This window comes from Herminiimonas aquatilis, from assembly GCF_042665175.1.
Classification (GTDB): Bacteria; Pseudomonadota; Gammaproteobacteria; order Burkholderiales; family Burkholderiaceae_D; genus Oxalicibacterium; species Oxalicibacterium aquatilis.
Genome location: NZ_JBHTCC010000004.1, coordinates 73,870 through 99,804 on the forward strand (window position 1 = coordinate 73,870; position 25,935 = coordinate 99,804).

The window sequence follows — 25,935 nt, forward strand, 5'->3', positions numbered from 1 at the left end:
TATTCAGATGAAGCGAGCAAGGATACGCAAATCGGCACCGATCTGCTTGACCTCATGAAAAACCAGATTCTTCTTTTGTTCCAGTGATTCCAGTACCGGCAGATTGAACATGCCTTGTGCATCACCCAGCAAAGTCGGCGCCAGATAAACCAGCAATTCGTCTACGCAAGCTTCGCGTATCAGCGAACCATTCAATTTGAAGCCGGCTTCTACATGCAGTTCGTTGATCTGGCGGCGTCCCAGTTCCAGCATGAGCGCCTGCAAATCGACCTTGCCGTCGGCGTTTGGCAAAACGACCACTTCATTCCCGCGGTCGCGCAGGATTTCTTCTTTCTCCGCATTGTTTTCTGCCGCCACGATCAAAGTACCGCCACCGCTCAATACGCGCGCATGCGTACTTATCTGCAGCTTGCTATCAATAACGATGCGTTGCGGCTGGCGCGGCGTGTCGATTGCGCGTACGGTCAACTGCGGATCATCTTCCATCACTGTACCGATGCCGGTCAAAATGGCGCATGCGCGCGCGCGCCAATAATGACCGTCCGCTCGCGCTGCATCGCCGGTGATCCATTGACTACTGCCGTTATGCAGCGCGGTCATGCCATCCAGGCTGGCAGCGCTCTTCATCCGTACCCAAGGTTTGCCGTGCTGCATGCGCGACAGAAAACCGATATTCAGTTCGCGCGCCTCGTCTTCGAGCACGCCGCATGTCACCTGTATCCCTGCGGCCTCGAGCCGCGCCAGACCTTGACCCGCGACCAGCGGATTCGGATCTGCAACTGCAGCCACCACACGCGCCACGCGCGCCTTGATCAACGCATCGGCACAAGGCGGCGTACGACCATGATGGCTGCACGGCTCAAGCGTGACATAAACAGTGGAGCCCGCTACGTCGAAACCCTTGTCAGCCGCATCGTTCAAAGCCTGTACCTCGGCGTGTGCATGACCAACCGGCTGCGTGTAACCGGTACCGATGATCTTGTTTTCCTTGACGATGACGCAACCGACGCGCGGATTCGGCGTCGTCGTAAACATGCCTTGGGCTGCCAGTTCCAATGCAAGGCGTATCCCTTGCACGTCGCTATGAATTTCCACTAGAGTCTTTTCCAGAATGATGAATTACGACCGCAATCGGCACGATGCAAGGGGCTAACAGCTAGATGCGTCCTTGCCGGGATCGCATACCCGCGGCCGGCCGAGAAAATTGATCACAACCTTGCGCGATTGTGTACCCGCTTCTAGCAGCCAGTTTCCGGATTGCGAAGTCTGACTGTTCGCATTGGTGCGCGTCCGGCCAGTCCCGTTGAATGCGATATATTGTACTTTCGAATCGGTGAAACTGGGCGTGATACGCAGATCACGGTGCAGTCCGCCATACGAATAAATTACCGTTTCGTTGGTGTCTGGCCGTTGATCATTGTCTTCGTCGATGAAAATGATCCAGCCATTGCTCCATTGTGAGCCATCGCCTGCGGGAATCATATCTACTCGTATCCCGCGATGTATGGCTTCGGAACGCGTCAAATTGACAGCCATGAACAAGGCATTGGTGGCGGTGATCAATCGGTGACGCTGGATCATGGACTGGAAGCTCGGAACAGCAATCGCCATGAGGATACCGGCGATCATCAATATCACCATCAATTCGACGATAGAAAATCCTGCAGTGAGCAGTAGTATCCTGCGCCTGGCTGGTGAAATGGGCCAGCGCATGGTGCTACCAGCAGCCATCGGCGGCTGCCGCTTTTTCACCGCTGCTGGACAAAGTCAATTGTCCGCATTTTGGATCACGATAATGCGCATTGACCTTGTCAGTGCCAGGCTGCGCTGTCAACAATACGCATTCGCGCAGGGATTTTTCCTTACAAGATTGCGCGCTGATTTCATAAAAACTGGTTTGCGCATTCTCTCCGGAATACCAGCTGAATCTCTTTTCATTCGGATCGATGGATGCCGAAGAAAATGCCAGATACGTTGTATGTAAAGAGTAATAGCGTTCCTGTTGCTGCATGGTTTTCATCAGCGCAGCGCGTCCTTCGGTTCGCTTCGCCTTCGATACCGACTCCTGATAGGACGGAATAGCAATCGCAGCCAGAATCCCGAGGATAAGCAGCACGATCATCAGTTCTATCAATGTGAAGCCGCGTACGCATTTGCACGACATGCTTTCTCCTATTTTTTGGTCGAAGACGTGCGTAATTCAATCCAGTTAACGATCTCACGCCAGCTCAGGCGGCCTGATACGGTGACGGTTTGGGTAGGGACGCCTGGCGTGGTCGTCTTTTGGCCAGGTTGATCACTCACGACTGGATCAACGACCTCAAGTTTCTTTTTGAGGCGACGCTTCCCGCTGGCCTCGCGCGGCGGGTTCTCCGGCACGATCGCCATCACTATCGGTGTATTTCCCATGTTGGCGTTTGCAGGATAGGCCGTGAGATACGCATAGGCAGGCAAACCTGTGAGGACGTTCAAGACATATGAACGGGTACCATGCTTTTGACAAGGATCAGGATTCGGTATCAGGGTATTGAAGAACAGGCTGCCATCGCTAAGACGGGCGCTGCTGATACTGTGCTCGCCCGTCTTGTTCGCATCCAGGAAATCGAAGTACCAACCTTTATCACCACTACCGGGAGCGCCATACTGCAGCTCGCTACCGCTGATCTCCAAAGCGCCAGGACCGGAACCTGTGGCAACCAACTTTCGTTCGACAAGTTGATTCCTCGTCACCGCCTTGCCATCGAGCATATCCAGAACGCCATAGAATGTCTGCGTCTTGAAACCCGCACCATGCAAGTCTGCCGCTTCCATGAATTTCCCCGTGCCAAACAAGAGCAGATGACCACCGTAGGGGCCATATGCAATCTGGACTTTCTGCGTAATTGCTTGCCGGTTCTGCTGTTCATCCATTGCGGTGAACAGCGGCTTCGGAGACGAACTGGCAAGCGCACTTACCCACGGCGCGCTACCGTTGAAATCAAAGCGCCAAACATTTCCCTGCAGGTCGCCGGAATAGATATAGCTAACCGCGCCATCGTCGGCGAGCGTCAGTGCAGGTGCCACCAAGCCGTTTGCGATTGTCTTGTCACTGACAGGAGTGCTGAACTTGAAATAATTGGAACCGATCTTCCAGGGTTCCGATTTGACTTTATCCAGCGCCAGCAAGAACAAGACGCCAGATGCCTGAAGATTGAATTTTCCCGTGCCATCATCGCGATAGCTATTCAAGCCGCCTGCAACGACAACAAAGTGCCGATAACTGGATACGCCTTTGACGACTTTGACCTTGAAGCTGGCGATCAGCGGCGCACCAACTACATATCCCATATCAGCATCGTCACTATCGGTAAATTCCCACAATGCGCCGAGACCTTTTTCGAACTGGTCCGGGCGTGTGACGTCCAGTGCGAACACGCCTTGCGCACCGCCACCCATACCCGATGCCAGTACTGTTTTCCATTCGTTGCCGACTCGCGCCTCGGCCACTGCAATCACGCCATCAACGAAAGGACGGTAAGCACTGCCCTGCCGTGTCAGGCTGCTTAATTGCTTGAATAAAGCTTGCGGTACATAGGCAAATAACTCTTCGCCATTCAGTGCGTCAAACGCATGCAGCATGCCATCCCGCGCACCGACATAGACGGCGGCACGCCGCCCTTTGTTCGCCGCATGGAACTCCGGATAGCCAGCGCCTTGCGTACTTGTCGAGGGCGGCCCGACAAATACTGGCGGACTATGTACGATGGCGCCCAAAATACGATCCCGCTTTGGAAAAATACCCCCGCTGTTACCGAGCTCGTAGAGCCGCGCGCCACGCAGATAATTCAATCGCTTTTCCCCAAGTTGATCACTTGCTCCATTGACCGGAGAAGCATCTAGCAAGGCTTTCTGCGCGATTGATAAGTCATTCCATAAAAATGGAATGGTAAGCCGGGAGCGATTTTCCGCAAGCATTGATGTATAAATATGCCGTGCTTCGGGCGCAGGCTTTGCGACTGCCGATGTCGTGCCTGTCAATATGTCGGCCGCCTCCCATTCCGCCTGGGAGGCGATTGTGATCGTGCCTTCAACACCGTCAAATCCCAGAGGATATTTCTTCAGGCTTCCACTCCACGTAACGGGATTAAATGCCGCTTGATACAAGGACACACCTTCTGCGGAAATATGCGCCGCCGATGTAGTTGCACCCGATACACGCTCACTATCGACAGAATGTGTCGGACACTGAAGGCTAACGAAGGGATCAGTATCCAGCGCGACTTCCGGCACTGCAGCCGCGCGACAAGGAGGCATTACCGCTAATAGCAGGCCCGTGCATAAACTGGCGACAAGCGCATGTAGGCGCATGGCTTCCATCAATGCGCTTTCCGATAAACCGTTTGTAGCGCGACCTGTGTCGTCTCCTTCGCCCCAAAGCCGACAGCAGTAATACGATAAAAGTAGGTTCGTTCATCGGTCGCCGCGCCCGGGATTTTATAAAGCATCAACTCAACGATATATCGCGGAAGTTTGACGGGAAGAGATCCGTTGGCGATATAAAAAGCCTGTCCGGTAAATCTGCCGTAAGGAACCGAACTGGTCGTGTTCGCCGCATCATCCATAAAATTGACGACTTGCCAAATCGGCAGCGCGCCCACCCCTGCCTGAGGACATAGCCCGAGATACTTATTCTGTACGCCATTAACGCAAGCGGAACCTGTCGTCGCAGGAAAGCCGATTGCGCTGGTGCTGGAGAAAAGGCCGCTACGCGATTTGCCGGCATCCGGCGAATTCTCGATATCCATTTCAGCGTCGAGCAAGGCAGCCTCTGCCGCCTGAAACGCAATTTGGCGATCCCTATCGTTACGCGATGATTTCTCACCCTGTATTGCAATCTGTGCAGCAGCGATACCAAGCATCAGTACGACCAGCAGGATCAATAGCGTGGCTAGCAGGGTCATTCCGCACTGGTATGCCCTTCGCGCAGCAACATTAACGCTCATGCGCCGTTGCCCGCTGCGTCATTACGCAGTTGAATAGTGTGCGTAAATATTTTCCGGATGCGATTTCTGCTCGCCTCCGGCAAAACATCTTCCCTGACACGCACACCTTTATCCTTGTAGCCATGTGCATTACTGTAGTCATTGCCGAACAAGTTATATTCGTTCGCCAGTGTATCGTCGCGCGCATTTTGCGAACCGCGTACCAGCAGCGAGAATTTGATCGTACGCACCTTCTTCCATGCGGTTTTGCGATTTTTATCCCTTGCCCGGACAATCGCGTTCTCGCCAGCCAACAGCAGATGATTGTCGAGTTCATCAATGTCATCTGCGTTCAGGAACTGGTCAGGCTGGCCGTCACCATCAGCATCAATGCCATACAAAACCTGAAAGGATTCGACACCTCGCGCAATTGCATCTGCGTTCCAGCTCGTTTTCGACTGATACTTGCAACGTAATTCGGGCTCGCCGGCGCTATCCTTGGCAACAAAAAAAATACTCCAGCCACGTTCCTGCTCGGCAGTTTGAACCGAAGCTGGTGCCGCCACGGACAGACCGGCACAGTTAAGGATTGCGCCTACTTCCCCGTCAGTGCTCTCACCATAGAACCTCAATGCAAGTACGTCGCTGCCATTGACGACATCCGTGGCCGTCGCGCCATCCAATCCGGCGCTCGTCTTCTTCAACGTCATGGCATCCATGCCCATCACGTTCGCGCTGAAGTTATCAGCTGTTTGCAAGGGTATGGTTCCACTATTCCAGTTTTCGTAGCCGGCTTGCCGCACGCTACGTGACACTACCTCGGTCGCATAACGACCGGTTTCATGAATATACGCATTCTGATCTTGCATGACATAACCCATTTTGGCGGACAAGAGCAGTCCCATGGCGGTCAACAGGACGAAGAGTCCCAGTGTTATTGCGATCATCATTTCGGTGAGCGTCCATCCGTACTGGCTGCACACGGTATTTGTCCGATAACACCCGCTGCGATGACTCATCTGGAATAGGCAGCAACAGTCAACACCATGCCGGGCGCAACCATGGCCTCGTTTTGCGATGTCTGGTCATGAAGCATTTTTTCCTGCCAACCGATTTTGATCACCAGAGGAACAATCGCCAACCCACTCGAGGCCATGGCACAGTCCCATTCGAATCTTTGCGCTTTGGCATTCCACGGCATGGCATCACGACAAATACGCACGCGGCCGCCAGGAAAATCCGAATCAATGCGCTGCAGTAGCTGCTCAATATCAAAACGGGCGAGCTCTTCCGTATCGCAATCTCCCCGTCCACCATAGCAAGAGACATCCGATGAACGAGCGGACGTAGACGATGATTGATAGTCGACCTGAAGATAGGGGTTGAGATCGTCTGCCAAACGCATTTGCTTGACATTGGCGCGCATGGAATCGGCGATATCGGATCCCAGATGCAAGGCGCTCGTTTGATAGGCGGACTGCTGCGCAGTACGCAAGGCGTTCAAATGCATGCCGGTGGCGCCGATGACACCAACCGTCAAGACAAACACCGAGACGAGTACTTCAATCAGGGAAAAGCCTTGTTCGGTTGATCTCATGCCGTACCTTCCGCCAATGTGATTGATGCAAAATCTGAAATGCCGGATCAGAAATAAAGAATCAGGAATACAAGGTCAGAACAACTACATGCGAACCACGATTCGAACCATGATTTTTAAACAGAGGTGATTGTTGCAATATTTTTAAGATTTTCGTATCCCATCAATATGGGAGCCGTTTAATTAATACAACAAACACGAAGTCAGCTCAAAAAAAAGCCCGCCATCCTTGCGGAAGCGGGCTGAATCCAATTCTTGAGAAGTTGGAGGAGACAGCAGCAACTATATCGCGCAGCTAACCAGGTACCAACGACCGATTAATTATTTGCATAGTCGTAAATCCATATATTGATGACGCAGCGCTAGTCAAATTGCGAGAGCATGGGGAAGGCTTCCAGCAACAAAACCATCACCGGCTTGGCAAGGAAAGCACCGACAATGCCGACTATCGAGATAGACAGCATGGCGATCGACAATCTTAAGGTCAGCTTGCGATTGTGCGCGCGCAAGACCAGTGGCAGATTAATTAATACACTGGCCAGCGATGCAATCACTGCGCCAGTGGAGGCGACATGTGCAGGTACCGAGCCACTGGTCACCAAACTCGCCGCCGCCGCCACCGCACTCGCACTCGATACGACACCACCAATCAGGCTGACCGCATAGAAACCGGTTTCGCCCAAATTTTGTTGCGCAAGCACACCGGCAATATGCAAAATCAGGAAGAGCAAACCGTACTTCAGTGCCGCTCCGAGTGCAAATGGCAGCGGCAAATCGACAGGATGGGCTGGATCGCCCACCGGCTTTTGCCTTGAATTGGCATCAAAGAAAAACCAGCCGGCGTTAATAGCCAGCATCAAGACGAAAGGAATCGTTGCAGCCAATGCGGCGGTAGGTGCAAGAATCAGCAGCAAGGCGCCATTGCGAATGATCATCGCAGCGGTCGCCAGCAAAATCCCGCGATACGCTGCGCTGACGGTATCGCGTTGATTGTCCTTGGCGCGCGAAGCCAGTTCGCTGACGGTCACGCTACTATTGACCAGGCCGCCAAGGAAACCCGCCATCACGATGCCGCGCGTGCCATACATCTTCCACAGTACATAGTTGACGAAGCCGATACCGGCAATGAGGATCACCGTGACCCAGGCTGCACGCGGTTCAATCAAATTCCACGGGCCGACAGTGCCGACAGGCAGCGCCGGATAAATGACGATGGCAAGAATCGCCAGCAACAAGGCTGAGCGCATTTCATTTTCTGTCAGCCCGAGGCTGAAACCAGTCAGCCGGTCTTTCCACGCGAGTAGCGCAGTGACTATCACAATGATGGATGCCGGTGTCGCCGTATGACCTTTGCCGCACAGAATGCCGGCGACGCAGGTAATCAGCATCGCAGCCGACGTGGTCAGCTCACTGCTATCGTTGGTACGCAAGCGCTGAATATTCAGAAATACCGTAAGGACGCCGGTCAGCAATAAAATCAGATACGCATAGTTATCGCCTAGTGTGCCTCCCATTGCACCCAGCAATGCGATCAGGGAAAAGGTGCGCAGCCCTGCCTCCTTGCCGCGCCGTTCGCGCTCCATCCCGATCAACAAGCCTAATGCGAGCGCCAGGCTGAGACGCGTCAGACTGACGAGATACGGCCATTTGATTTCAGGGAGAGACATGCCGACCTGAATCAGCGGTTCAACAACGGTAGTGATGGTATGCGGATCGGTCATGATGAGAAGCCAAGTGTCTAGCTGGAAACTATAAACCACTAGCCACTGATTGTCCGCTCAAAGTACGTATGTTTTATATGCGGAGTATGTAAGCGCAAGCAATCAAGCTAGTACATCTGCCAAAATAAAAAAGCCGCAGAGTTTGATTTCTGCGGCTTCGATAGGTTGGCAAGTCATCCTGCTTATCTTTTTTGCTCAAGGTTCGGCAAGCAAGTCATCAATTTTCTGTTTTGTATCAACCAGTACCAGCGCCCTTGCTTCCTCCATCGTATTGCCCTCGCACGGCCCGCCGAATCCTTGCGATATGTCGATGCCCTCGGCGCCATTACTCTCTATTTCGCTCGTGGCCGACCAGCGCCCATCGCCAATGGGCAAGATTACGGTAAAGATTTCATAACCGTGGTAAACCGTATCAGGTATTCTGCTCATGACTGTCTCCCTGTTGAACATATCAAACCCTGCCCTGCATCGCCACGAGATCCAACTTTACTCGCGCCCTTCTGGATGGTCGGCAACATAGCGCGCAATAAAAGCGTGCGCCTCATCCAGGGCTTCACGTTCAGTGCCCACTATGCCAGTGTCATAAATTCTTTCTGCCGCGGTGGGATCACTCTCCAGAGAGTGCGATACATGACCAGAGAACGTGCCGTCTTCGAGTCTGGTTGCATAAGCCTTGAACATATGGCGCGGCGGTTTGGGAGAAAACTCTCTCATGACCATCTCCTTGTTATTTGGCGTATTTATTTGGCGGTGTTAACAAGAGATAACAGAAGAGGAAAAAAGTTCAGCCTAGCTACGCAGCAACACATCAAGTGTGCGTACGACTACCGTGAGCATCCAGCATATCGACAGCCGCTTTGCGCGCGCCGGCTTCTGCTTCTTCGCAGGTATTGAATACAGTTTCTAGAGAAACACGTTGATCAGGAAATACACAATTTCTGTGCATGGGATTGGTCGAGTGACCATAGACGGCTACGTGCGCGACCCAGCCTTTTCCATCTGCAGCGGGCACCGCAGTGTATTCAACTTCGTAAGTACCCATTTTTTCGGATGGCATGGCTGGCTCCTCGTGTACAAACCCATCCTAGCACGGTCGAAAAATAGATGTATACGCATAGCAATTCGCATAGCAATTCCAACGACGACTACAATAATGAGAACAATCTTCAGAAACAGCAGCCCGGCTACCGTCGACAAATCATTCAGAAAGTTGCAGCACATCATTGACCCCCATGTTTATGGGATTGTCATTGCATATTCATTGCTATGTAATCGCTACCATTCAAACAAGTCAGCGTAGAGGCATCATGTCTAGTACATCCGTGATCGGCCAATTCAAAAATCAGTCCACAGGATTTACCTGCACAGTCATCAAGTTAATCCCGACGAATGCCCGTCCGGGTACGGAGTGCTATGTCACTGATGAGGCCGAATATATAGAACCGGACCCAACGAATCCAAATAATTTCAAAATGGCTTCAGGAGAAGTTTTAATTCCGTTGTCCAGATAGGAATGCATTTATCAAGTTTGCGTGACGAATGAATTATTTTGAGCAGCTTATCGCACCGCAGAAAATTGATCACGATGCCGCAAGATACAGGCATCGTCGATCAGTTTGATGGATTCAGAATTCAGCCAGCATCGCCGCCGGAAACAAAATTCTTTTCCCCGCGTAAAAAACGGGACAACCACTGCAGCAATGCAATCGCATCACCGAACTCCATAAATCCTTCCGTGACACCGTCCCCAAACAATAGTGTTTCATTGAGTCTTTCATCAATGATCAAGCCATCGAAGGTTGCAATCGGCAAATAGCCAGGCTCGATATCGAAGGTGTTTTCGTTGAGGATCGCGTTGTAAACATGTCCCAGAAATTGCACTTCTGGCGTCCGCATAGCGGCCATGTTGTTTTGTTTAAAGTATGCACCGACAGTCAGCAAGACATTGCTGATCACCACACGCAAATAACGATTTTTTTGCAACGCGTCTGCGTGCAAGGCTTGCGTTGATGCACGAAAATTCCATTCCGGATCAACTGCGGCATAAGACGCTGCGATATTCCCGCCCGAACCCGTTTTAAGCAGGCGCGGCTTTCTTTGCAATACTTCGGCCAGCACTTCCTCGGTAACATTTCCCGCATCAGCAGACTGCCAGATCATGGCGATCGATATTGGCAGAACCTGCAATTGCTCTTCGATCAGGTTGATCGCTAACTGGGATGCTTTTTGACCACTCATTTTGCTCATGGCAATTCCTTTGTGAATATCCTCTGAAGCCGGACATGAAAAGAGACTACTTGAACTTGTACATGCTGGATGTTCGCTGACACACTTGGAGGTCATTTACACTCCGGGTGCCAAAACTTTGCGGGACACTCGCAGTATTGAGAATAATAATAGAGCAATTCAAAGAGCCAGCGGGCAACAAAAACGCCGCTCGCAAGCGGCTTTTTTTAACATAACTATTCTGGATGCAAACTACTTCCGCATCTACTCGACAAGTTAAATCAAGACTTACTAGGCTTGTCTTGCCGATCTATGTAGGCGTGCGCAGAGCGAATCCCATGTTCGATACACTGTTTCGGCGTTGGGTAGGATCCACCATCCGCAACTTCCTTATCCTTGAAATTGAATCCTTCGTGTTCGGTGACAATGACACGCGGAATGTAATCAGGCGCATCCCTACCGGCATCTATGCGCGACAAATGCGCTGAAATTTGTACAGAGACACCCCAGCCTTTATAGGTTTCGTAATGCGATTTATACGATTCAGTCGGTGCTTGCATGATTCCTCCAGAGTGAACTATAAAAATACATGCTAGCAGAACTTGGCAAAATGACCGATGCGTGAAATTTTAAAATGTAGGCCTAACCGTCAGCTCCGTATTTGGAGCGATCGCATACGTGTTGATTTTTTCACAGAGTTAATTTGCTGCAAGTGATGCATTCTCCATTGTCCGCAACGTCGAAACAGCTTTTCAAAATTTAAGGCAAATCACGCAGAATTTGATAGTCTTTATCACTGACAGGCACAAAACGCGTCACGTTCAAGCTGCGCATCAGATTTTTATTTGCGTTGCCACCCTGACTCAAAAAAACTGTAATGATTTTTCGCTTCAGGTCAGCGCAAAGCTGGCTACGCAAAACAAAGGGATTACGCGGTATTGGTTTGGATGTCCATAATGTGCGGAAATCCTCATTTTTGCTCTTGCCCCCTTCCACTTGAATGGCAAGGTTGGTACTCGATACGAATGCCGCATCGACCCGATTTTTGATCAGATTCGACAAGGACTGATCATGCGCGCCGCTATAGACCACTTGTGAGAAATATTTCTCCAGCGGCACACCGATCTGACGTGAAAAAACATGGCGTGGGATCAGCGCACCAGACGTACTGTCAGGATCGACTAATATCAGCTTCTTGTCGCGTAGCGATGCTATCGTTTTATAGGGACTGTCTTTGCGGACAATCAGGACCGAATGATAAAAGGTATCACTGGCAGTCTGTGCCCCATTTTTTCGTGCGACGGTTGCGAACGGCGTGATACCGGCATCTTGCTTTTTCGCCGAAATATATGCAGCAGGCCCAAGTCGTGCCATATCGACCGTACCTGCAAGCAATCCTTCAATTACCGAACCATAGGAAGACGGCATCACAACATCGACCGGCATCCCTATGGCAAGTTGCAACTCCTCGAACAAGGGTTGTAGTGCTGCGATCTCCGTTGGCACATCACTTTGAGGGATTAGTGAAAATTGCAGACGTGCCGGTCTTTCGCATTCAGCCGCTTGCGCGATTGAAATACAAATCAGCAACGTCAATGATACAAATAAAGGCTGAAGAAAACGACGTGCATTAAGCATGGCAAGTCCTGTCATGGCCTGAACTTTCTTCGTTGAAGTAGTCGGCCCATTTCCGACGCCGCTACCGGCCGTTGAAAATAGAAACCCTGCACCTGATCACAACCGGCCGTTTTCAGGTGCACAAGTTGCTCTTTGCTTTCCACGCCCTCTGCTACTACTTTCAAACCCAGATTGTGTGCCAGCGAAATGGTCGATGCAACGATCACCGCATCGCTATTGTCATTGCGAATATCGCGAATAAACGAACGATCAATCTTGATCGCATAGATCGGCAAATTTTTCAAATTCTTCAGACCAGAAAACCCTGTTCCATAGTCGTCGAGCGCAATCTTCACACCACGCTTCTGCAACTGCTCCAAGACTTTATTCGCAGTATCAAAGTCTTCGATGAAGCAGCTTTCAGTTACCTCGATTTCCAGTAAATCGGGCGAAATCTGATATTTCTCCAATGTCGTCATCACGGTTTCCAGTAATGCCCCATCTTTAAGCTGCCGAGATGAAACGTTGATAGCCACTGGCACGACTGGCAACCCTTGCGCGCACCACGCTGCCAACTGTCGGCAAGCAGCATCAATCACCCAACGTCCCAGGAGCACGATCAAATCATTATTCTCGGCCAACGAAATAAAGTCATTGGGATAAATCAAACCATGCTCTGGATGCTGCCAACGTATTAACGCCTCCAGTCCGACCACAGTAAATTCCTGCAACTCAACGCGAGGTTGGTAATGCAGGCAAAATTCGTCATCCCTGATTGCGCGCTTAAAACGCCCTAACAACTCTGTCTCACGTGCTGAAGATGCATTCAATGAGGTATCAAAGAATCGATACGTCGCCGCACCAGCCGACTTGGCGCTATACATAGCAAAATCGGCATGTGTCAGCAACGTCTCCACGTTTTGCCCGTCTCTTGGGTAGAGCGCAATACCGATACTTGGACTAACCTCGACATCATTGCCATCTAGATCAATAAATGGGGCACGTACTACCTCGACCAGCTTTGCTGCAAGCCTGGCGACATCGCCTTCTGAAGCCATCTCGGATATCAGTATTACAAATTCATCACCGCCAAGACGCGCCAGCAGATCATATTCGCGCAACGATTCACGTAAACGTCGCGCTACGCCTTGAAGCAGCAAATCACCGACAGCATGACCCAAGGTGTCATTGATCAACTTGAACTTATCGAGGTCGAGAAAAAATAGCGCATACAGTTTGCGACTCCGCTTGGCGCGCGATATTTCGGTTGCTGCGATCTCGTAGAAAAGTCTGCGATTAGGAACGCCCGTTAAATAGTCATGCGATGCTTGCAACAGCGCACGCGTCTTCTCCTGCTCCAATTGACTGATCAGATTGCGCTTTTCCTGTTCGGAAGCAGTCAGCACGTTATACAAGCGACGCTGCCTAGTGGCGACCATCAACAAACCGCAGAGAAGAAGCACCAGCGCAATCGACACAGCGATCGCGCGCCACAGATAATCATGATGACGATCCGCCAGTCGGCTCATCAGATAATCTTGATCATGCGTGACGACCACAAAAAGTGGATAGCTCTGTAATCGACGTAACACGCCGATGTCCTCCAGCGGCATTCCAAGTCGTTTGGTATTGATCACACCGTCTTCAGCATGTCTTAGGGACTTGCCAAAATCAGATGTGCTGAAATCGACGCCGCCAGACAGCATTGCGCCATTCAATTCTGCGAGTTGATAGCCATCTTGCGTAAACACTTCAATGCGTCCTGCATCACCGAGTTTGACGTCTTTGTACAATTGCAAAAAGTACCCAAGGTCAATCACTGCAGTAAAAAATCCTCGTCCCTGAAGGGAAGAAGTGAAAGGAATAAGAATCGGCACGCGCCATGCCAAACGATCATCGCGCGCAGGTTTGCCAACTATTAATTGATTATCCTGGAGTGTCCCAAACTGATCTGACCTTGCCATCGAGACCAGTTGCAAAAGTTCTGGCTCAGAGCGGCGATTGGCAGACGATTCAATCAAATTGCCTTTTTGATCAAATACAGCAATTCTTAAATAGGCACGTTCGCCATCACGTGTCGGATTCAGCTGCAGTGCGGCAGAGGAGTCGCCCTCCATCATGGAACGTGCGATTTGTGAGTAACGCGTGGCGCGTCCAAGTACTTCATTCAGATTACTGGCAACAATCGCAGCAATATTCTTGCTATCGGCAATCGAGTTATCAACCGTGATTGCCTTCTCGTGCGCTACGCGCGTCCATGTTCCCCACCAAATGATAGTCAGCATGGCCAGCGCCAAAAAAATGGTGCCGACGACTAGGCCTTTCTCAGTCAGGTAAACAGTGCTGGTATGTTTTTTCAGGAATTGGAGGACAGATTGCAAAATGACACTTTATAAAAATAAGCGTCCTGGACGCAAAGCGCGATGCTGGAATAATAGCGAATAAAGATTTCCATTTGATGACAGGCAATATCTTTGGACTTCGCGCTACAGGAAACACTGTCAGTAAAGTAAATGAGGGATATCGGTAGACGGCTTATAAGGCTTATAAAATATATCCGGGATATCCTACTTATTTTGTCAGGAGCAAAGGAACACTAGTCAATCGCAAAAACAAAAACCCGCGTCAGCACTTGGCTTGAGGCGGGTTATTGGCTATTGCTGAACTTCTTGAAACTGAATTCTGGAGGAGAGAGAGGGATTCGAACCCTCGGTACGTTCGCACGTACGCCTGATTTCGAGTCAGGTACATTCGACCACTCTGCCACCTCTCCTAATTGGGTCTATCACTGCGCTCGAATGCAGTGAAGGGAAAGAGTATATCAGAGTATTTTGCAATGGGAAACCCCATCCTTGCGTATCTGGATACACAAATACCCAATCGCGTTTGCGCGATCCAGGTTCGTGATTTTCCTGCTGACGGAACGCGCAATCGACTTATAGATAATGCAATATTTCCTATCATCATCCTGTCATAAATCATCAGTACTATTCAGCCGAGACCAGTCTGTTCAATCGTCGTACCGTCATGAAGCGAAGAGTTATTTTGATGTCATCTTCCCCTGCCAAGCCATCCCAGCCTGAGAGCATTGCGCTCGCGGAGCACTTAGTCGATATGGGTACGATGCCGTTTGTGCAACCGTTAAGGTTCAAAACCAAGGAGACTCACTTGTCACCCGCCGCCAATGATGTCGCGATACATGAAAACCGGGCTGGAACAGACGACCATCTTGCAATAAGGTTAAAAGAGGTCATTCAACACCGTGAGTTGACGCCGCTTTTTCAACCGATTATTCGCATGCAAACCGGCGAGATCATCGGCTACGAAGGTCTGATCCGTGGGCCGTCCGATAGCCCCTTGCATTCGCCTTTGAATTTATTCAAAGTCGCGCGCGACTGCAACCTGAGTGTTGAAGTGGAACATCTGTGCCGCCGCATCACGCTGGAAAAATTCGCGGAGCTGCAGTTGCCGGGCAAGCTGTTCCTGAATGTCAGTCCCGAATGCCTGGTACAACCCGACGTCAGGCATGGTGAGACTCTGGGCTACATACATGAAGTTGGCATCAATCCCGAACGCGTGATCATTGAGCTGACTGAAAGCCAGCCGACCTATGACTACGATCTATTGCGCGAAGCAGTCACGCATTACCGCGCGATGGGTTTTCGGATTGCGATTGACGATCTGGGTGAGGGCTTTTCCAGCCTGCGCCTGTGGTCGGAACTGCGTCCTGAATACGTGAAGATCGATATGCACTTTGTGCAAGGAATCAATCAAGATCCAATCAAACTGCAATTCGTAAAATCAATACAGGAAATCGCCGAAAAATCCGGCACCATCGTAATTGCGGAAGGCATAGAAACCGACGCAGAATTATTGATGATTCGTGACCTCGGCGTGGCCTACGGTCAGGGCTATAAAATCGCACGTCCGACGGCCTTGCCTGCGACCACGATATCGACCGACCTGCGCAATCTGCTGCGTCATAACGGTGTCGCTGTTTATCCGCACGAAGCAGGACGCGGGCACAAAATGCTGACTGCATTGAAGCTGCTGCGTAGCGTCCCTTCGGTATCGCCCGAAGTGCAAAATAATCATATCTATGAAATGTTCAACAGCGATCCGACGCTGGAAGTCTTGCCTGTCGTCTCGAATGGCACGCCGATCGGCTTGATCACACGCGCAAACCTGATTGATCGCTTCGCCCGCCCCTATCTGCGCGAGTTGCATGGCAAGAAATCCTGCACGCTGTTCATGGATTCCAATCCACTGATCACAGATAAAAATACGGCGCTACATGCATTGAGCCAGATCATCGTCGACGCCGACCGCCATCATTTGTTCAATGGCTTCATCATCACCGATGCAGGCCAATATCTGGGGATGGGCAATGCACACGATCTGATGCGCGAAATCACGCAGATGCAAATCAACGCCGCGCGCTACGCCAATCCCTTGACGCTCTTGCCTGGCAATGTGCCTATATATGAACACATAGACAAATTACTGGAAAACGGTACGTCGTTCTGCGCCTGCTATGTCGATCTCGATCATTTCAAACCGTACAACGACGTCTATGGATACCGCAAGGGCGACGACATCCTGCGCCTGACCGGAAAAATCTTGAGCGGTTACTGCGATCCGCAGCGCGACTTTGTCGGCCATATCGGCGGCGATGATTTCATCATACTGTTTCAGAATCAAGACTGGGAAGAACGTTGCCGCACAATACTGGACGTCTTCGCCGCTGCTGTACCGGACTTCTATAATGAGGAAGACCGTAAAAACGCAGGCTATATCAGCGAAGACAGACGCGGGAAAAAGGTATTCCACGCCTTGGTCACCATCTCCTTGGGACTGGTACGGATAGAGCCCGGTCAATACGAGACACACCATCAGATTGCCAGCGCCATGGCTGATGCAAAAAAGCAGGCAAAAAAAATCCCTGGCAACAGCCTGTTTATAGACCGTCGCCAAGGACCGTGGATCAGTGAAAGAGCCGACGACGATTCACTACAACTTGATCTGATCGCCCCGCTGCTTTAACTGACCGATTTTTGATGACTATGCTTGTGGAGACAAGCGCGTCAGGCCACCCATATAAGGGTGCAATACCTCAGGGATGACCACGCTGCCGTCGGCTTGCTGATAATTCTCCAGCAGTGCCACCAGCGTGCGTCCAACCGCCAAGCCTGAACCATTCAGCGTATGCACCAATTCCGGCTTGCCTTGCGCATTGCGGAAACGCGCCTGCATGCGACGCGCCTGGAAGGCTTCGCAATTCGATACCGATGAAATTTCGCGATAGGTATTTTGTGCTGGCAACCATACTTCCAGATCGTAGGTTTTGGTCGAACCGAAACCCATATCGCCGGTGCAAAGCGTAATGACGCGATATGGCAAGCCCAGTTTTTTCAAAATATTCTCAGCATGTGCACACATTTCCTCCAGTGCCTCATACGATTTCTCCGGGTGTACGATTTGCACCATTTCGACCTTGTCGAATTGATGCTGGCGTATCATGCCGCGCGTGTCACGACCATAGCTGCCCGCTTCCGAACGGAAACAAGGTGAATGCGCCGTCATACGAATAGGCAAGGCATCGGCAGCGACGATTTCATCGCGCACGATATTCGTCAGAGGTACTTCAGCGGTAGGGATCAGATACAGCGCTTCGCCCTCGCCTTCCTGCCCGCCTTTTTTCACCGCAAACAAATCAGCTTCAAACTTTGGCAACTGGCCGGTACCCTGCAGCGATGCTGCATTGACGATGTAGGGCGTATAGCATTCGGTATAGCCGTGTTCTGCAGTATGCGTATCCAGCATGAATTGCGCGAGCGCACGATGCAGGCGGGCGATGCCGCCTTTCATGACCGAGAAGCGCGAACCGGTAATCTTGGCAGCCACGTCGAAATCCAGGCCCAGTCCAGCACCGATATCGACGTGATCGCGCACTTCAAAATCGAAGGCGCGCGGCGTGCCGACTTTGCGTAGCTCAACATTGCCCGCTTCGTCCTGGCCAAGCGGCACTGACTCATGTGGCAGGTTGGGAATCGCCAGCATGAATTTGCTGATCTCGGCCTGCAAAATATCCAGTCCTGCCGCAGACGCCTTCAATTCGTCGCCGATACCGGCCACTTCCGCCATCACGGCTGACGTATCTTCACCCTTGCCTTTCAAGGCGCCGATTTGCTTGGACAGCGTATTGCGCTTGTTCTGCAAGTCTTCAGTCCCGGACTGAATCTGCTTGCGCTCTGCTTCCAGCGCATTGAAGGCGTGGACGTCGAGCTGAAATTTGCGGCCGGCAAGGCGCGCGGCAACGGTATCGATGTCTTTACGAAGAAGTTGAATGTCTATCATGGGTGGGAGCGAAAAGGTGAATCAAAACGAGATTGTACCAAGGCGGGCAGTGATTCCGGCGTAGTCAAGGGAAATTCATCGCCTCGCCGGCTATCACCGTTGCCTCGGCCTGCGTTACCATTACTTTATTTTCAAAGTCAGCAAACAGAACATTATGGAAGATCAAGCACCACGCCCTATTCCTTTCGCCTTCATGATCATCGGCTTGACCCTAGCCGTTGGCCTAGCAATGTGGAGTGGCAGGCAATATTTACTGCACGGCGGCGGCATTGTTTATGGGATCGTAGCTGGCATCAGTCTGGGCGCAGCCTATGCATTTCTCAAGCAGATCAAAATCCGGTTTTCTTCCAAACCGAAAAAACCTGAATAAATAAGAAGCAAGCGTCATCAACGCAAGCAAAATCACAATGGCGTAAAGCGCCTACTTTTTGCTTTTCTTTGCAGCCTGATCGAGCGCACGCAAATAAGCCAGCTTTTCACCGATCTTGCCTTCCAGTCCACGCGGCGTTGGTTGATACCAGTGCGGTTCGGCCATCCCATCCGGCAGATAGGTCTCATCCGCCGCATACGCATCCGGCTCGTCATGCGCATAGCGATAGAGTTTGCCGTAACCCAGCTCTTTCATCAGCTTGGTAGGCGCGTTGCGTAAATGCTCGGGCACCAGGCGCGACTTGTCTTTGGCAACATGCGCGCGTGCTGCGTTGTAAGCCTTGTACGCAGCATTGGATTTAGCCGCACATGCCAGATAAATAACTGCTTGCGCCAATGCCAGTTCACCTTCAGGCGAACCCAGCCGTTCATAGGTTTCGGCGGCATCCAGCGTCAGACGCAAGGCACGCGGATCGGCCAAGCCTATATCTTCACTCGCCATACGCACAATGCGACGCGCCAGATAACGCGGATCGGCACCGCCGTCCAGCATGCGTACGAACCAGTACAAGGACGCATCTGGATTGGAACCGCGTACCGATTTATGCAGCGCAGAAATCTGGTCATAAAATGCATCGCCACCTTTATCGAAACGCCGCAGGGCATCGCCCAGGCAGGCTTTCAATAATTCGGCATCGACTTCAATAAGTTTCTTCGCTTGCGCTGCACGCGCGACAATCTCAAGGTTATTCAACAACTTGCGGCCGTCACCATCAGCACTGCCTATCAGCGTCGCCTTGGCATCGGGTGTGAACGTCAGGCCGTCCAGTTCGTTAGCAGATGCGCGATCCACCATTGCGCCCAAGTCGTCTTCATCCAGCGACTTCAATACATAGACGGATGCACGCGACAGCAAAGCACCATTGACTTCGAAAGAAGGATTCTCGGTGGTTGCGCCTATGAAGGTGAACAAGCCACTTTCCACATGCGGCAGAAAAGCATCCTGCTGACTCTTGTTGAAGCGATGTACTTCGTCGACGAACAAGATCGTGCGACGTCCCATTGCACCACGCGACAATTCCGCGCGCTCTACCGCTTCGCGTATATCTTTCACGCCGGACAGCACTGCAGACAAGGCAATGAAATCCGCCTTGAAACTATCAGCCATCAGCCTTGCCAGCGTGGTCTTGCCAACGCCCGGCGGCCCCCACAGAATCATCGAATGCGGCTCGCCCGATTCGAACGCCACGCGCAAAGGTTTTCCTTCGCCAAGGATGTGCTGCTGCCCAATGACTTCGTCTAGGGTGTGCGGGCGTAGCCGTTCAGCGAGAGGGATAAAGCTCATGAATAAATTTAACGTTGGAAATATGCTTCGATAGCGGGAATGAAATCGACGCCAGTCGAAAATTCAAACTGGCGTCGCACTGTACATCAACAAGCCGGCGTACCTATGCAGCAAGCCGGCTATATAATTTCTACTGAAAAACGTCCGCACCTTTTGGTACCGCAAACTTGAACTGATTGGTCGGCATCGCAGGATTTTTTTCAAACTTGGTAAAGGTAAGCAGCGACACCTGGCCGAAGGAATCACGCAATTCCATCGCCTCCGGCACGCCATTGCGCAAGCCTATGCTAATGTGATCGAAGGTCGTGTCCTTGGCTTTCGGCGTGGCTTGCAGCCACTCCAGACCATTCTTGGTGCCAGCCTCTTTCAGGGTGAAATTCTTTTCGAGATCGTTGCTACCGAACAGGATAGCCGCAGGTGACGAGCCGAGCGCATCACCCAGTTTCTTGATCGTCACCTGATTTAGATCTTTATCATAAATGTAGAGCTTCTCTCCGTCAGCCTGCAACAATTGCTCATATGGTTTCTGGTAGGTCCAGATGAACTTGCCTGGACGCGCAAAGGTGAAGGTTCCCGACGATTTATTCGATACCTTGCTGGTGCCGCTTTCGACCTTGACCAGTTGCTGCGTGAACTCGCCTTTCGCCGACTGAGTCGATGAAACGAAAGACTTGAATTGATCCAGCGCCGCAGCCTCGGCCTGAGAACTCAAAAACAATGCGCCTGCCACCACTACCGTGGCGAACAAAGCGACGCGCAAATCGATAACTTTTGCGGCGAGGGATTTCTGCTTCAAATTATTTTGCTGTGAGTTCTTTGTCATGTGGTCTTTCTATTCAGCTGCATTCCCCGCAGGCACCAGAATTTCACGGTTGCCATTGGATTGCATGGTTGAGACCAGACCGCTTTGCTCCATCTGTTCCAGCAGACGGGCAGCGCGGTTATAGCCGATACGCAAATGGCGCTGCACCAGCGAAATCGATGCCCGACGATTCTTGAGCACGATGGCAACGGCCTGATCGTAAAGCGCATCCGCTTCGCCACCACCGACACCACCTTCGGCACCCAAGGTCAGGTCACCATCTTCCGCAACGCCTCCCTCTAAGATGCCTTCAATGTAGTTTGGTTCACCTTGTGACTTCAAGTGATCCACCACTCGATGCACTTCTTCATCCGAAACGAAGGCGCCATGCACGCGCACCGGCAAGCCGGTGCCAGGCGGCATGTACAACATGTCACCCATGCCGAGCAGTGCCTCCGCGCCCATTTGATCCAGAATCGTCCGTGAATCAATCTTGCTGCTGACCTGGAATGCAATACGCGTCGGGATGTTTGCCTTGATCAAACCCGTGATTACATCTACAGATGGGCGCTGTGTCGCCAGAATCAAGTGGATGCCGGCAGCACGTGCTTTTTGTGCAATACGTGCAATCAGTTCCTCAACTTTTTTTCCGACCACCATCATCAGGTCAGCCAGTTCGTCAATGATGATGACGATGGTAGGTAATTTCTCCAGCGGCTCAGGCGCATCCGGTGTCAGGCTGAACGGATTCGGAATTTTTTGCTCATTCTTTTCCGCTTCGGCAATCTTGGTGTTGTAGCCAGCCAGGTTACGCACTCCAAGCTTGCTCATCAACTTGTAGCGCCGTTCCATCTCATTGACACCCCAGTTCAGCGCATGACCGGCCTGGCGCATATCGGTGACGACTGGTGCCAGCAAATGTGGAATGCCTTCGTAAATCGACAGCTCCAGCATCTTCGGATCAATCAGGATCAGGCGCACCTGATTCGGATCGGATTTGTAGAGCAAGGACAAAATCGTTGCATTGATGCCGACCGATTTACCCGAACCGGTTGTACCGGCCACCAGCAAATGCGGCATCTTCGCCAGATCGGCCACGACCGGATTGCCGGCGATATCTTTACCCAATGCGATCGTCAGGCTGGAATGACTGTCGTTGTAAACCTTGGAGCTGATGATCTCGGTCAGACGCACGATCTGACGTTTGGGATTTGGTAATTCCAGCGCCATGTAGTTCTTGCCGGGGATCGTTTCCACCACGCGTATTGAGGTCAGCGACAAGGAACGAGCGAGATCGCGCGCGAGGCCAACGATCTGGCTGCCTTTAACGCCGGTCGCCGGTTCAATTTCATATCGGGTGACCACCGGGCCGGGGTAAGCGGCAACGACCTTGACGGTAATGCCGAAGTCGGAGAGTTTTTTCTCGATCAGGCGACTGGTGAATTCCAGCGTTTCTATGCTGACGGTTTCCTGCGATTGCGGCGCTTCGTCCAGCAGTGAGAGCGGCGGCAGATTGGTATCCGGCATATCGTTGAACAAGGAAACCTGACGCTCTTTTTCAACGCGATCCGATTTCGGCACAACCACGATTTGCGGCTCGATACGCATAGGTGCGGCATCAACAATTTTTGCACGTTCGTGAACGACCACTTCTTCGCGTTTAACTGCGGCAACCACCCCAACCTTGCGATCTTCGCGGGCGCCGTACAAATTGCGCATTGACTGCAATACCAGCTCGATCGTTTCACCTATGCGTTCAGCGACACCCAGCCATGAGACATGGAAAAACAGACTGAAGCCGAGGCCGAACAACAATAACAACAGCAAGGTCGCACCCATGAAACCGAAAGCGTCTTGAGCGGCGCTGCCGATCAGCTTACCCAATACGCCACCCGGCGCATTCGGCAATGAAGCCTTCAGGCTGTACATACGCAGATATTCCAGCGCGACGCTACCGATCATCAGCAGAAAGAAACCGATACCGCGAATCAAGCCCTCATGTTGATGCTCAGGCTCAGGCTCTTTTTTCAACAGGAAGCGTTGCGACAGACGGCGATAGCCGAGCCAGACCAGGCGCAGCGCAAAGATGCACAACCACCATGCGGAAAAACCAAAAATAAACAGCAGTAAATCAGCCAGCCACGCACCAGCGCGGCCGCCGAGGTTATGCAGCTTGGGAACTACACTCGCATGCGACCAGCTCGGGTCAGCCGGCGAGTATGTCAAGAAAATCAGTATCAGGTAGACCGTAACAGCGGCGAGAATAAACCAGCGGGCTTCTGATAGAAGTCGCACGAATTTGCCAGGCAAAGGCTGGGCCTTTGTTGCATCGGTCTTGCGGGTATAAGCGGGGCTAGTCTTTGTCATAAATCCGGACGCGGTGGCGTCAATGTTAAGCATGCTGAGTATACCTGCGAAGGCACATATCTCAGCGGTGATCCAGTTGATCGGCTTGCATACAGGGTGAAAATTGGCACTAAGGCTGTTTCTGCCTGCCATCCCTGCTGCTGCGGCTGGTTCGTCTATAATCTTAACCAGTTTTGCCCTGTTACACCCAATAATTCAAGGACAGGTTGAAATTTGATGCCGTGGCAACATATATGAGCCAAGTGGCGCCTGATTTTTACCTCTCTAGCCGCATTTATTCACTCTTTAACGATTAATCATTCCATGCCTACCGTAAAACACGCTCACGTTTTAATTCTTGGCTCCGGCCCCGCCGGCTACAGCGCTGCAGTCTATGCCGCGCGCGCGAATCTCAAACCGGTCTTGATTACCGGGGTTGAACAAGGTGGCCAGTTAATGACCACCACCGACGTGGAAAACTGGCCTGGCGATCCACTGGGCGTGCAAGGTCCGGAATTGATGCAGCGTTTGTTGCAACATGCAGAGCGCTTCAATACGGAAGTCATTTTCGACCATATCCACACCACCAAACTGAATGAAAAACCGATTCGCCTGATCGGCGACATGGGCGAATACACCTGTGATTCCCTGATCATTGCAACCGGTGCATCAGCCCAATATCTGGGTTTGGAATCGGAACAGTCGTTCATGGGTAAAGGCGTGTCCGCCTGCGCAACCTGCGATGGCTTCTTCTATCGCGAACAAGAAGTAGCTGTGGTCGGCGGCGGCAATACTGCAGTCGAAGAGGCTTTGTACCTGTCGAACATCGCTAAAAAAGTTACCGTGATCCATCGCCGTGACAAATTCCGCGCGGAAGCGATCCTGATCGACCGCCTGATGGCAAAAGTCGCCGAAGGCAAGATCGAGGTGAAATGGAATCACACGCTGGAGGAAGTTGTCGGCGATGACAGCGGCGTAACCGGCATCAAGATCAAGTCGACTGCCGACGATAGCATGACTGATATCACTTTGCACGGTGTCTTTGTGGCGATCGGTCACAAGCCTAACACCAGCATTTTTGAAGGCCAGCTGGATATGCATAACGGTTACATCAAGACCAAAACCGGTCTCGAAGGCATGGCAACGGCAACCAGCGTTCCCGGCGTATTTGCAGCAGGCGACGTACAGGATCACGTCTACCGCCAGGCAATTACCAGCGCCGGTACCGGCTGCATGGCGGCACTGGATGCGCAACGCTATCTGGAAGGTCAGGAGTAAAGGCAATATCTAGGCAAGTCCTTACGGTGCTTGGTTAAATTGCCAAATTTAAAGCGCGCAAGAACCCTCCATTCATTCATCAATCGAATGCAGGCTCTTGCGCGGCTTACCCAGATTATTCAGGAATACCTCTCATGCCTGCTTCCATCAAAGATTTTGCCGGACTCAAATCGCTACAAAAGGATTTAAAGTCGCGAGAAGAAGCGCGCAAGGCTGCGGAAGAAAAACGCATACAGGACGAGAAAACTGCGCTGCTGGAAGCCGACCTGTTCCGCCGCAGCATAGGCGAGGTCGCACCTCTGAGTCCATCCAACAAGTTAAACCTCGCTACGCCCAAGCCACTACCTATCGCGCGCCAGCATCTGGCAGATGAACAAGCCGCATTGAGGGAATCGCTATCCGACGAATTCACGATAGAAACCCTGTTGGAAACCGACGACGCCTTGAGCTACGCACGCAATGGCATAGGACAGGACGTCGTGCGCAAATTACGCCGCGGTCATTGGGTAATCCAGAGCCAACTGGATTTGCATGGTTTGCGCACCGACGAAGCACGCGAAGCGCTCGGAGAGTTTTTGCGTGGCACGATCAAGCGCGGCTTGCGTTGCGTGCGCGTGATTCACGGCAAGGGCTTGGGCTCCATCAATAAAGAGCCTGTGCTGAAAAACAAGGTACGTAACTGGTTGGTGCAAAAGGACGAAGTTCTTGCATTTTGTCAGGCCAAAGCGGCTGACGGCGGTGCGGGTGCCTTGATTGTACTACTGAGAGCGAGCTGACAAGCGCCAGGCTGTCAATGCAGCCTCACGAAGAGACCTAGAACCCGAGGTTCGGCTTCACAGCAAACCCGGGTCGCTAATCGAAGATAGTCTTATACGGCGTCAACGCCGGTTTCACCGGTACGAATACGCACGACTTGTTCCACAGCCTGCACGAAAATCTTGCCGTCGCCAATTTTCCCCGTACGCGCAGCCTTGATGATCGCCTCTACCGCTTGTTCGACGACGGAATCATCGACGACCGCTTCGACTTTGACTTTGGGTAAAAAGTCGACCACGTATTCTGCACCACGATACAACTCTGTATGACCTTTTTGGCGACCGAAGCCTTTGACTTCCGTCACGGTTAAACCGCTGACGCCGACGTCTGCCAATGCCTCGCGTACTTCATCGAGTTTGAACGGCTTGATAATGGCGGTAATTTGTTTCATCAAAACTCCTTGAGTGATCACTATTCTTTTTTAAACTTGCTCGCTACATGCAGCTTGTTCCAAGCAGTGTACCTGCGAGGCTAGCCTCGTCTGCAGCACCGCTGTTTCA

General features: G+C 51.7%; 24 protein-coding genes and 1 tRNA gene. 4 read left to right on the top strand and 21 right to left on the bottom strand.

The window, feature by feature from the left end:
* Positions 1-3 precede the first annotated feature (3 nt).
* From ribD to ACFQO0_RS15075, 16 genes are all read right to left on the bottom strand, one after another.
* Complete coding sequence (gene ribD, locus ACFQO0_RS15000) at positions 4-1,095, bottom strand: bifunctional diaminohydroxyphosphoribosylaminopyrimidine deaminase/5-amino-6-(5-phosphoribosylamino)uracil reductase RibD (protein WP_382236157.1); 1,092 nt, start codon at positions 1,093-1,095, stop codon at positions 4-6.
* 54 nt (positions 1,096-1,149) lie between these two features.
* Positions 1,150-1,713 carry a GspH/FimT family pseudopilin gene (locus ACFQO0_RS15005; protein WP_382236160.1) on the bottom strand — a complete coding sequence of 188 codons (564 nt, stop codon included), beginning with the start codon at positions 1,711-1,713 and terminating at the stop codon, positions 1,150-1,152.
* A gap of 4 nt (positions 1,714-1,717) precedes the next feature.
* A complete protein-coding gene (locus ACFQO0_RS15010) occupies positions 1,718-2,164 on the bottom strand; it encodes a type IV pilin protein (RefSeq protein ID WP_382236163.1) in 447 nt (148 codons plus the stop codon).
* Between the two features lie 8 nt (positions 2,165-2,172).
* Positions 2,173-4,293 carry a pilus assembly protein gene (locus ACFQO0_RS15015; RefSeq protein WP_382236166.1) on the bottom strand — a complete coding sequence of 707 codons (2,121 nt, stop codon included), beginning with the start codon at positions 4,291-4,293 and terminating at the stop codon, positions 2,173-2,175.
* Positions 4,294-4,355: 62 nt separating this feature from the next.
* Entirely contained in the window at positions 4,356-4,940 is a 585-nt protein-coding gene (locus tag ACFQO0_RS15020) for a pilus assembly PilX family protein (protein WP_382236169.1), read from the bottom strand.
* A 38-nt stretch (positions 4,941-4,978) separates the two neighbouring features.
* Positions 4,979-5,911 (bottom strand): PilW family protein, encoded by a 933-nt coding sequence (locus ACFQO0_RS15025; protein WP_382236172.1) that lies wholly within the window; start codon positions 5,909-5,911, stop codon positions 4,979-4,981.
* Between the two features lie 65 nt (positions 5,912-5,976).
* Positions 5,977-6,558 (bottom strand): type IV pilus modification protein PilV, encoded by a 582-nt coding sequence (gene pilV, locus ACFQO0_RS15030; RefSeq protein ID WP_382236175.1) that lies wholly within the window; start codon positions 6,556-6,558, stop codon positions 5,977-5,979.
* 362 nt (positions 6,559-6,920) lie between these two features.
* Positions 6,921-8,279, bottom strand: a complete 1,359-nt coding sequence (locus tag ACFQO0_RS15035; protein WP_382236178.1) for an MgtC/SapB family protein — start codon at positions 8,277-8,279, stop codon at positions 6,921-6,923.
* Between the two features lie 195 nt (positions 8,280-8,474).
* On the bottom strand, positions 8,475-8,708 hold the full coding sequence (locus ACFQO0_RS15040; protein ID WP_382236181.1) for a hypothetical protein: 234 nt from the start codon (positions 8,706-8,708) through the stop codon (positions 8,475-8,477).
* 57 nt (positions 8,709-8,765) lie between these two features.
* Positions 8,766-8,993 (bottom strand): hypothetical protein, encoded by a 228-nt coding sequence (locus ACFQO0_RS15045; protein ID WP_382236184.1) that lies wholly within the window; start codon positions 8,991-8,993, stop codon positions 8,766-8,768.
* A gap of 94 nt (positions 8,994-9,087) precedes the next feature.
* The gene (locus tag ACFQO0_RS15050) at positions 9,088-9,336 is read right to left on the bottom strand and encodes a hypothetical protein (protein ID WP_382236187.1); all 249 of its coding nucleotides are present in this window, start codon (positions 9,334-9,336) and stop codon (positions 9,088-9,090) included.
* Between the two features lie 575 nt (positions 9,337-9,911).
* Positions 9,912-10,526 (bottom strand): hypothetical protein, encoded by a 615-nt coding sequence (locus ACFQO0_RS15055; protein ID WP_382236190.1) that lies wholly within the window; start codon positions 10,524-10,526, stop codon positions 9,912-9,914.
* A 260-nt stretch (positions 10,527-10,786) separates the two neighbouring features.
* On the bottom strand, positions 10,787-11,065 hold the full coding sequence (locus tag ACFQO0_RS15060) for a hypothetical protein (RefSeq protein ID WP_382236193.1): 279 nt from the start codon (positions 11,063-11,065) through the stop codon (positions 10,787-10,789).
* 199 nt (positions 11,066-11,264) lie between these two features.
* Positions 11,265-12,143 carry a phosphate/phosphite/phosphonate ABC transporter substrate-binding protein gene (locus ACFQO0_RS15065; protein ID WP_382236196.1) on the bottom strand — a complete coding sequence of 293 codons (879 nt, stop codon included), beginning with the start codon at positions 12,141-12,143 and terminating at the stop codon, positions 11,265-11,267.
* Between the two features lie 11 nt (positions 12,144-12,154).
* A complete protein-coding gene (locus tag ACFQO0_RS15070; protein ID WP_382236198.1) occupies positions 12,155-14,407 on the bottom strand; it encodes a putative bifunctional diguanylate cyclase/phosphodiesterase in 2,253 nt (750 codons plus the stop codon).
* Positions 14,408-14,805: 398 nt separating this feature from the next.
* Positions 14,806-14,895: transfer RNA gene (locus ACFQO0_RS15075), tRNA-Ser, on the bottom strand.
* Positions 14,896-15,170: 275 nt separating this feature from the next.
* Between ACFQO0_RS15075 and ACFQO0_RS15080 the strand changes: the two genes are divergently transcribed.
* Positions 15,171-17,165, top strand: a complete 1,995-nt coding sequence (locus ACFQO0_RS15080; protein ID WP_382236201.1) for a GGDEF domain-containing protein — start codon at positions 15,171-15,173, stop codon at positions 17,163-17,165.
* 18 nt (positions 17,166-17,183) lie between these two features.
* On the opposite strand, the gene serS is transcribed toward ACFQO0_RS15080, so the two are convergent.
* Positions 17,184-18,479: a serine--tRNA ligase gene (serS, locus tag ACFQO0_RS15085; protein WP_382236204.1), complete on the bottom strand. Its 1,296-nt coding sequence runs from the start codon at positions 18,477-18,479 to the stop codon at positions 17,184-17,186.
* Between the two features lie 154 nt (positions 18,480-18,633).
* On the opposite strand from serS, the gene ACFQO0_RS15090 reads away from it, so the two are divergent.
* Positions 18,634-18,849: a hypothetical protein gene (locus ACFQO0_RS15090; protein ID WP_382236207.1), complete on the top strand. Its 216-nt coding sequence runs from the start codon at positions 18,634-18,636 to the stop codon at positions 18,847-18,849.
* Positions 18,850-18,900: 51 nt separating this feature from the next.
* Here ACFQO0_RS15090 and ACFQO0_RS15095 read toward each other — a convergent pair whose 3' ends face one another.
* The 3 genes from ACFQO0_RS15095 to ACFQO0_RS15105 form a co-directional block, all read right to left on the bottom strand.
* Positions 18,901-20,193: a replication-associated recombination protein A gene (locus ACFQO0_RS15095; protein ID WP_382236209.1), complete on the bottom strand. Its 1,293-nt coding sequence runs from the start codon at positions 20,191-20,193 to the stop codon at positions 18,901-18,903.
* 130 nt (positions 20,194-20,323) lie between these two features.
* Positions 20,324-20,989, bottom strand: a complete 666-nt coding sequence (gene lolA, locus ACFQO0_RS15100; protein WP_465261975.1) for an outer membrane lipoprotein chaperone LolA — start codon at positions 20,987-20,989, stop codon at positions 20,324-20,326.
* A gap of 36 nt (positions 20,990-21,025) precedes the next feature.
* Complete coding sequence (locus ACFQO0_RS15105; RefSeq protein ID WP_382236214.1) at positions 21,026-23,362, bottom strand: DNA translocase FtsK; 2,337 nt, start codon at positions 23,360-23,362, stop codon at positions 21,026-21,028.
* A 303-nt stretch (positions 23,363-23,665) separates the two neighbouring features.
* On the opposite strand from ACFQO0_RS15105, the gene trxB reads away from it, so the two are divergent.
* The gene (gene trxB / locus ACFQO0_RS15110) at positions 23,666-24,619 is read left to right on the top strand and encodes a thioredoxin-disulfide reductase (RefSeq protein WP_382236217.1); all 954 of its coding nucleotides are present in this window, start codon (positions 23,666-23,668) and stop codon (positions 24,617-24,619) included.
* A 134-nt stretch (positions 24,620-24,753) separates the two neighbouring features.
* Entirely contained in the window at positions 24,754-25,395 is a 642-nt protein-coding gene (locus tag ACFQO0_RS15115; RefSeq protein WP_382236220.1) for a Smr/MutS family protein, read from the top strand.
* A gap of 92 nt (positions 25,396-25,487) precedes the next feature.
* Here ACFQO0_RS15115 and ACFQO0_RS15120 read toward each other — a convergent pair whose 3' ends face one another.
* On the bottom strand, positions 25,488-25,826 hold the full coding sequence (locus tag ACFQO0_RS15120; protein ID WP_382236223.1) for a P-II family nitrogen regulator: 339 nt from the start codon (positions 25,824-25,826) through the stop codon (positions 25,488-25,490).
* Positions 25,827-25,935 lie beyond the last annotated feature (109 nt).

Excerpts from the sequence above, each read along its gene's own strand:
- ACFQO0_RS15005 (WP_382236160.1), bottom strand. The coding sequence starts at position 1,713 with ATGCGCTGGCCCATTTCACCAGCCAGGCGCAGGATACTACTGCTCACT.
- ACFQO0_RS15010 (WP_382236163.1), bottom strand. The coding sequence starts at position 2,164 with ATGTCGTGCAAATGCGTACGCGGCTTCACATTGATAGAACTGATGATC.
- ACFQO0_RS15015 (WP_382236166.1), bottom strand. The coding sequence starts at position 4,293 with ATGCCTCCTTGTCGCGCGGCTGCAGTGCCGGAAGTCGCGCTGGATACT.
- ACFQO0_RS15020 (WP_382236169.1), bottom strand. The coding sequence starts at position 4,940 with ATGACCCTGCTAGCCACGCTATTGATCCTGCTGGTCGTACTGATGCTT.
- ACFQO0_RS15025 (WP_382236172.1), bottom strand. The coding sequence starts at position 5,911 with ATGATGATCGCAATAACACTGGGACTCTTCGTCCTGTTGACCGCCATG.
- pilV (WP_382236175.1), bottom strand. The coding sequence starts at position 6,558 with ATGAGATCAACCGAACAAGGCTTTTCCCTGATTGAAGTACTCGTCTCG.
- ACFQO0_RS15035 (WP_382236178.1), bottom strand. The coding sequence starts at position 8,279 with ATGACCGATCCGCATACCATCACTACCGTTGTTGAACCGCTGATTCAG.
- ACFQO0_RS15040 (WP_382236181.1), bottom strand. The coding sequence starts at position 8,708 with ATGAGCAGAATACCTGATACGGTTTACCACGGTTATGAAATCTTTACC.
- ACFQO0_RS15045 (WP_382236184.1), bottom strand. The coding sequence starts at position 8,993 with ATGAGAGAGTTTTCTCCCAAACCGCCGCGCCATATGTTCAAGGCTTAT.
- ACFQO0_RS15050 (WP_382236187.1), bottom strand. The coding sequence starts at position 9,336 with ATGCCATCCGAAAAAATGGGTACTTACGAAGTTGAATACACTGCGGTG.
- ACFQO0_RS15055 (WP_382236190.1), bottom strand. The coding sequence starts at position 10,526 with ATGAGCAAAATGAGTGGTCAAAAAGCATCCCAGTTAGCGATCAACCTG.
- ACFQO0_RS15060 (WP_382236193.1), bottom strand. The coding sequence starts at position 11,065 with ATGCAAGCACCGACTGAATCGTATAAATCGCATTACGAAACCTATAAA.
- ACFQO0_RS15065 (WP_382236196.1), bottom strand. The coding sequence starts at position 12,143 with ATGCTTAATGCACGTCGTTTTCTTCAGCCTTTATTTGTATCATTGACG.
- ACFQO0_RS15070 (WP_382236198.1), bottom strand. The coding sequence starts at position 14,407 with ATGCTGACTATCATTTGGTGGGGAACATGGACGCGCGTAGCGCACGAG.
- ACFQO0_RS15080 (WP_382236201.1), top strand. The coding sequence starts at position 15,171 with ATGTCATCTTCCCCTGCCAAGCCATCCCAGCCTGAGAGCATTGCGCTC.
- serS (WP_382236204.1), bottom strand. The coding sequence starts at position 18,479 with ATGATAGACATTCAACTTCTTCGTAAAGACATCGATACCGTTGCCGCG.
- ACFQO0_RS15090 (WP_382236207.1), top strand. The coding sequence starts at position 18,634 with ATGGAAGATCAAGCACCACGCCCTATTCCTTTCGCCTTCATGATCATC.
- ACFQO0_RS15095 (WP_382236209.1), bottom strand. The coding sequence starts at position 20,193 with ATGAGCTTTATCCCTCTCGCTGAACGGCTACGCCCGCACACCCTAGAC.
- ACFQO0_RS15105 (WP_382236214.1), bottom strand. The coding sequence starts at position 23,362 with ATGACAAAGACTAGCCCCGCTTATACCCGCAAGACCGATGCAACAAAG.
- trxB (WP_382236217.1), top strand. The coding sequence starts at position 23,666 with ATGCCTACCGTAAAACACGCTCACGTTTTAATTCTTGGCTCCGGCCCC.
- ACFQO0_RS15115 (WP_382236220.1), top strand. The coding sequence starts at position 24,754 with ATGCCTGCTTCCATCAAAGATTTTGCCGGACTCAAATCGCTACAAAAG.
- ACFQO0_RS15120 (WP_382236223.1), bottom strand. The coding sequence starts at position 25,826 with ATGAAACAAATTACCGCCATTATCAAGCCGTTCAAACTCGATGAAGTA.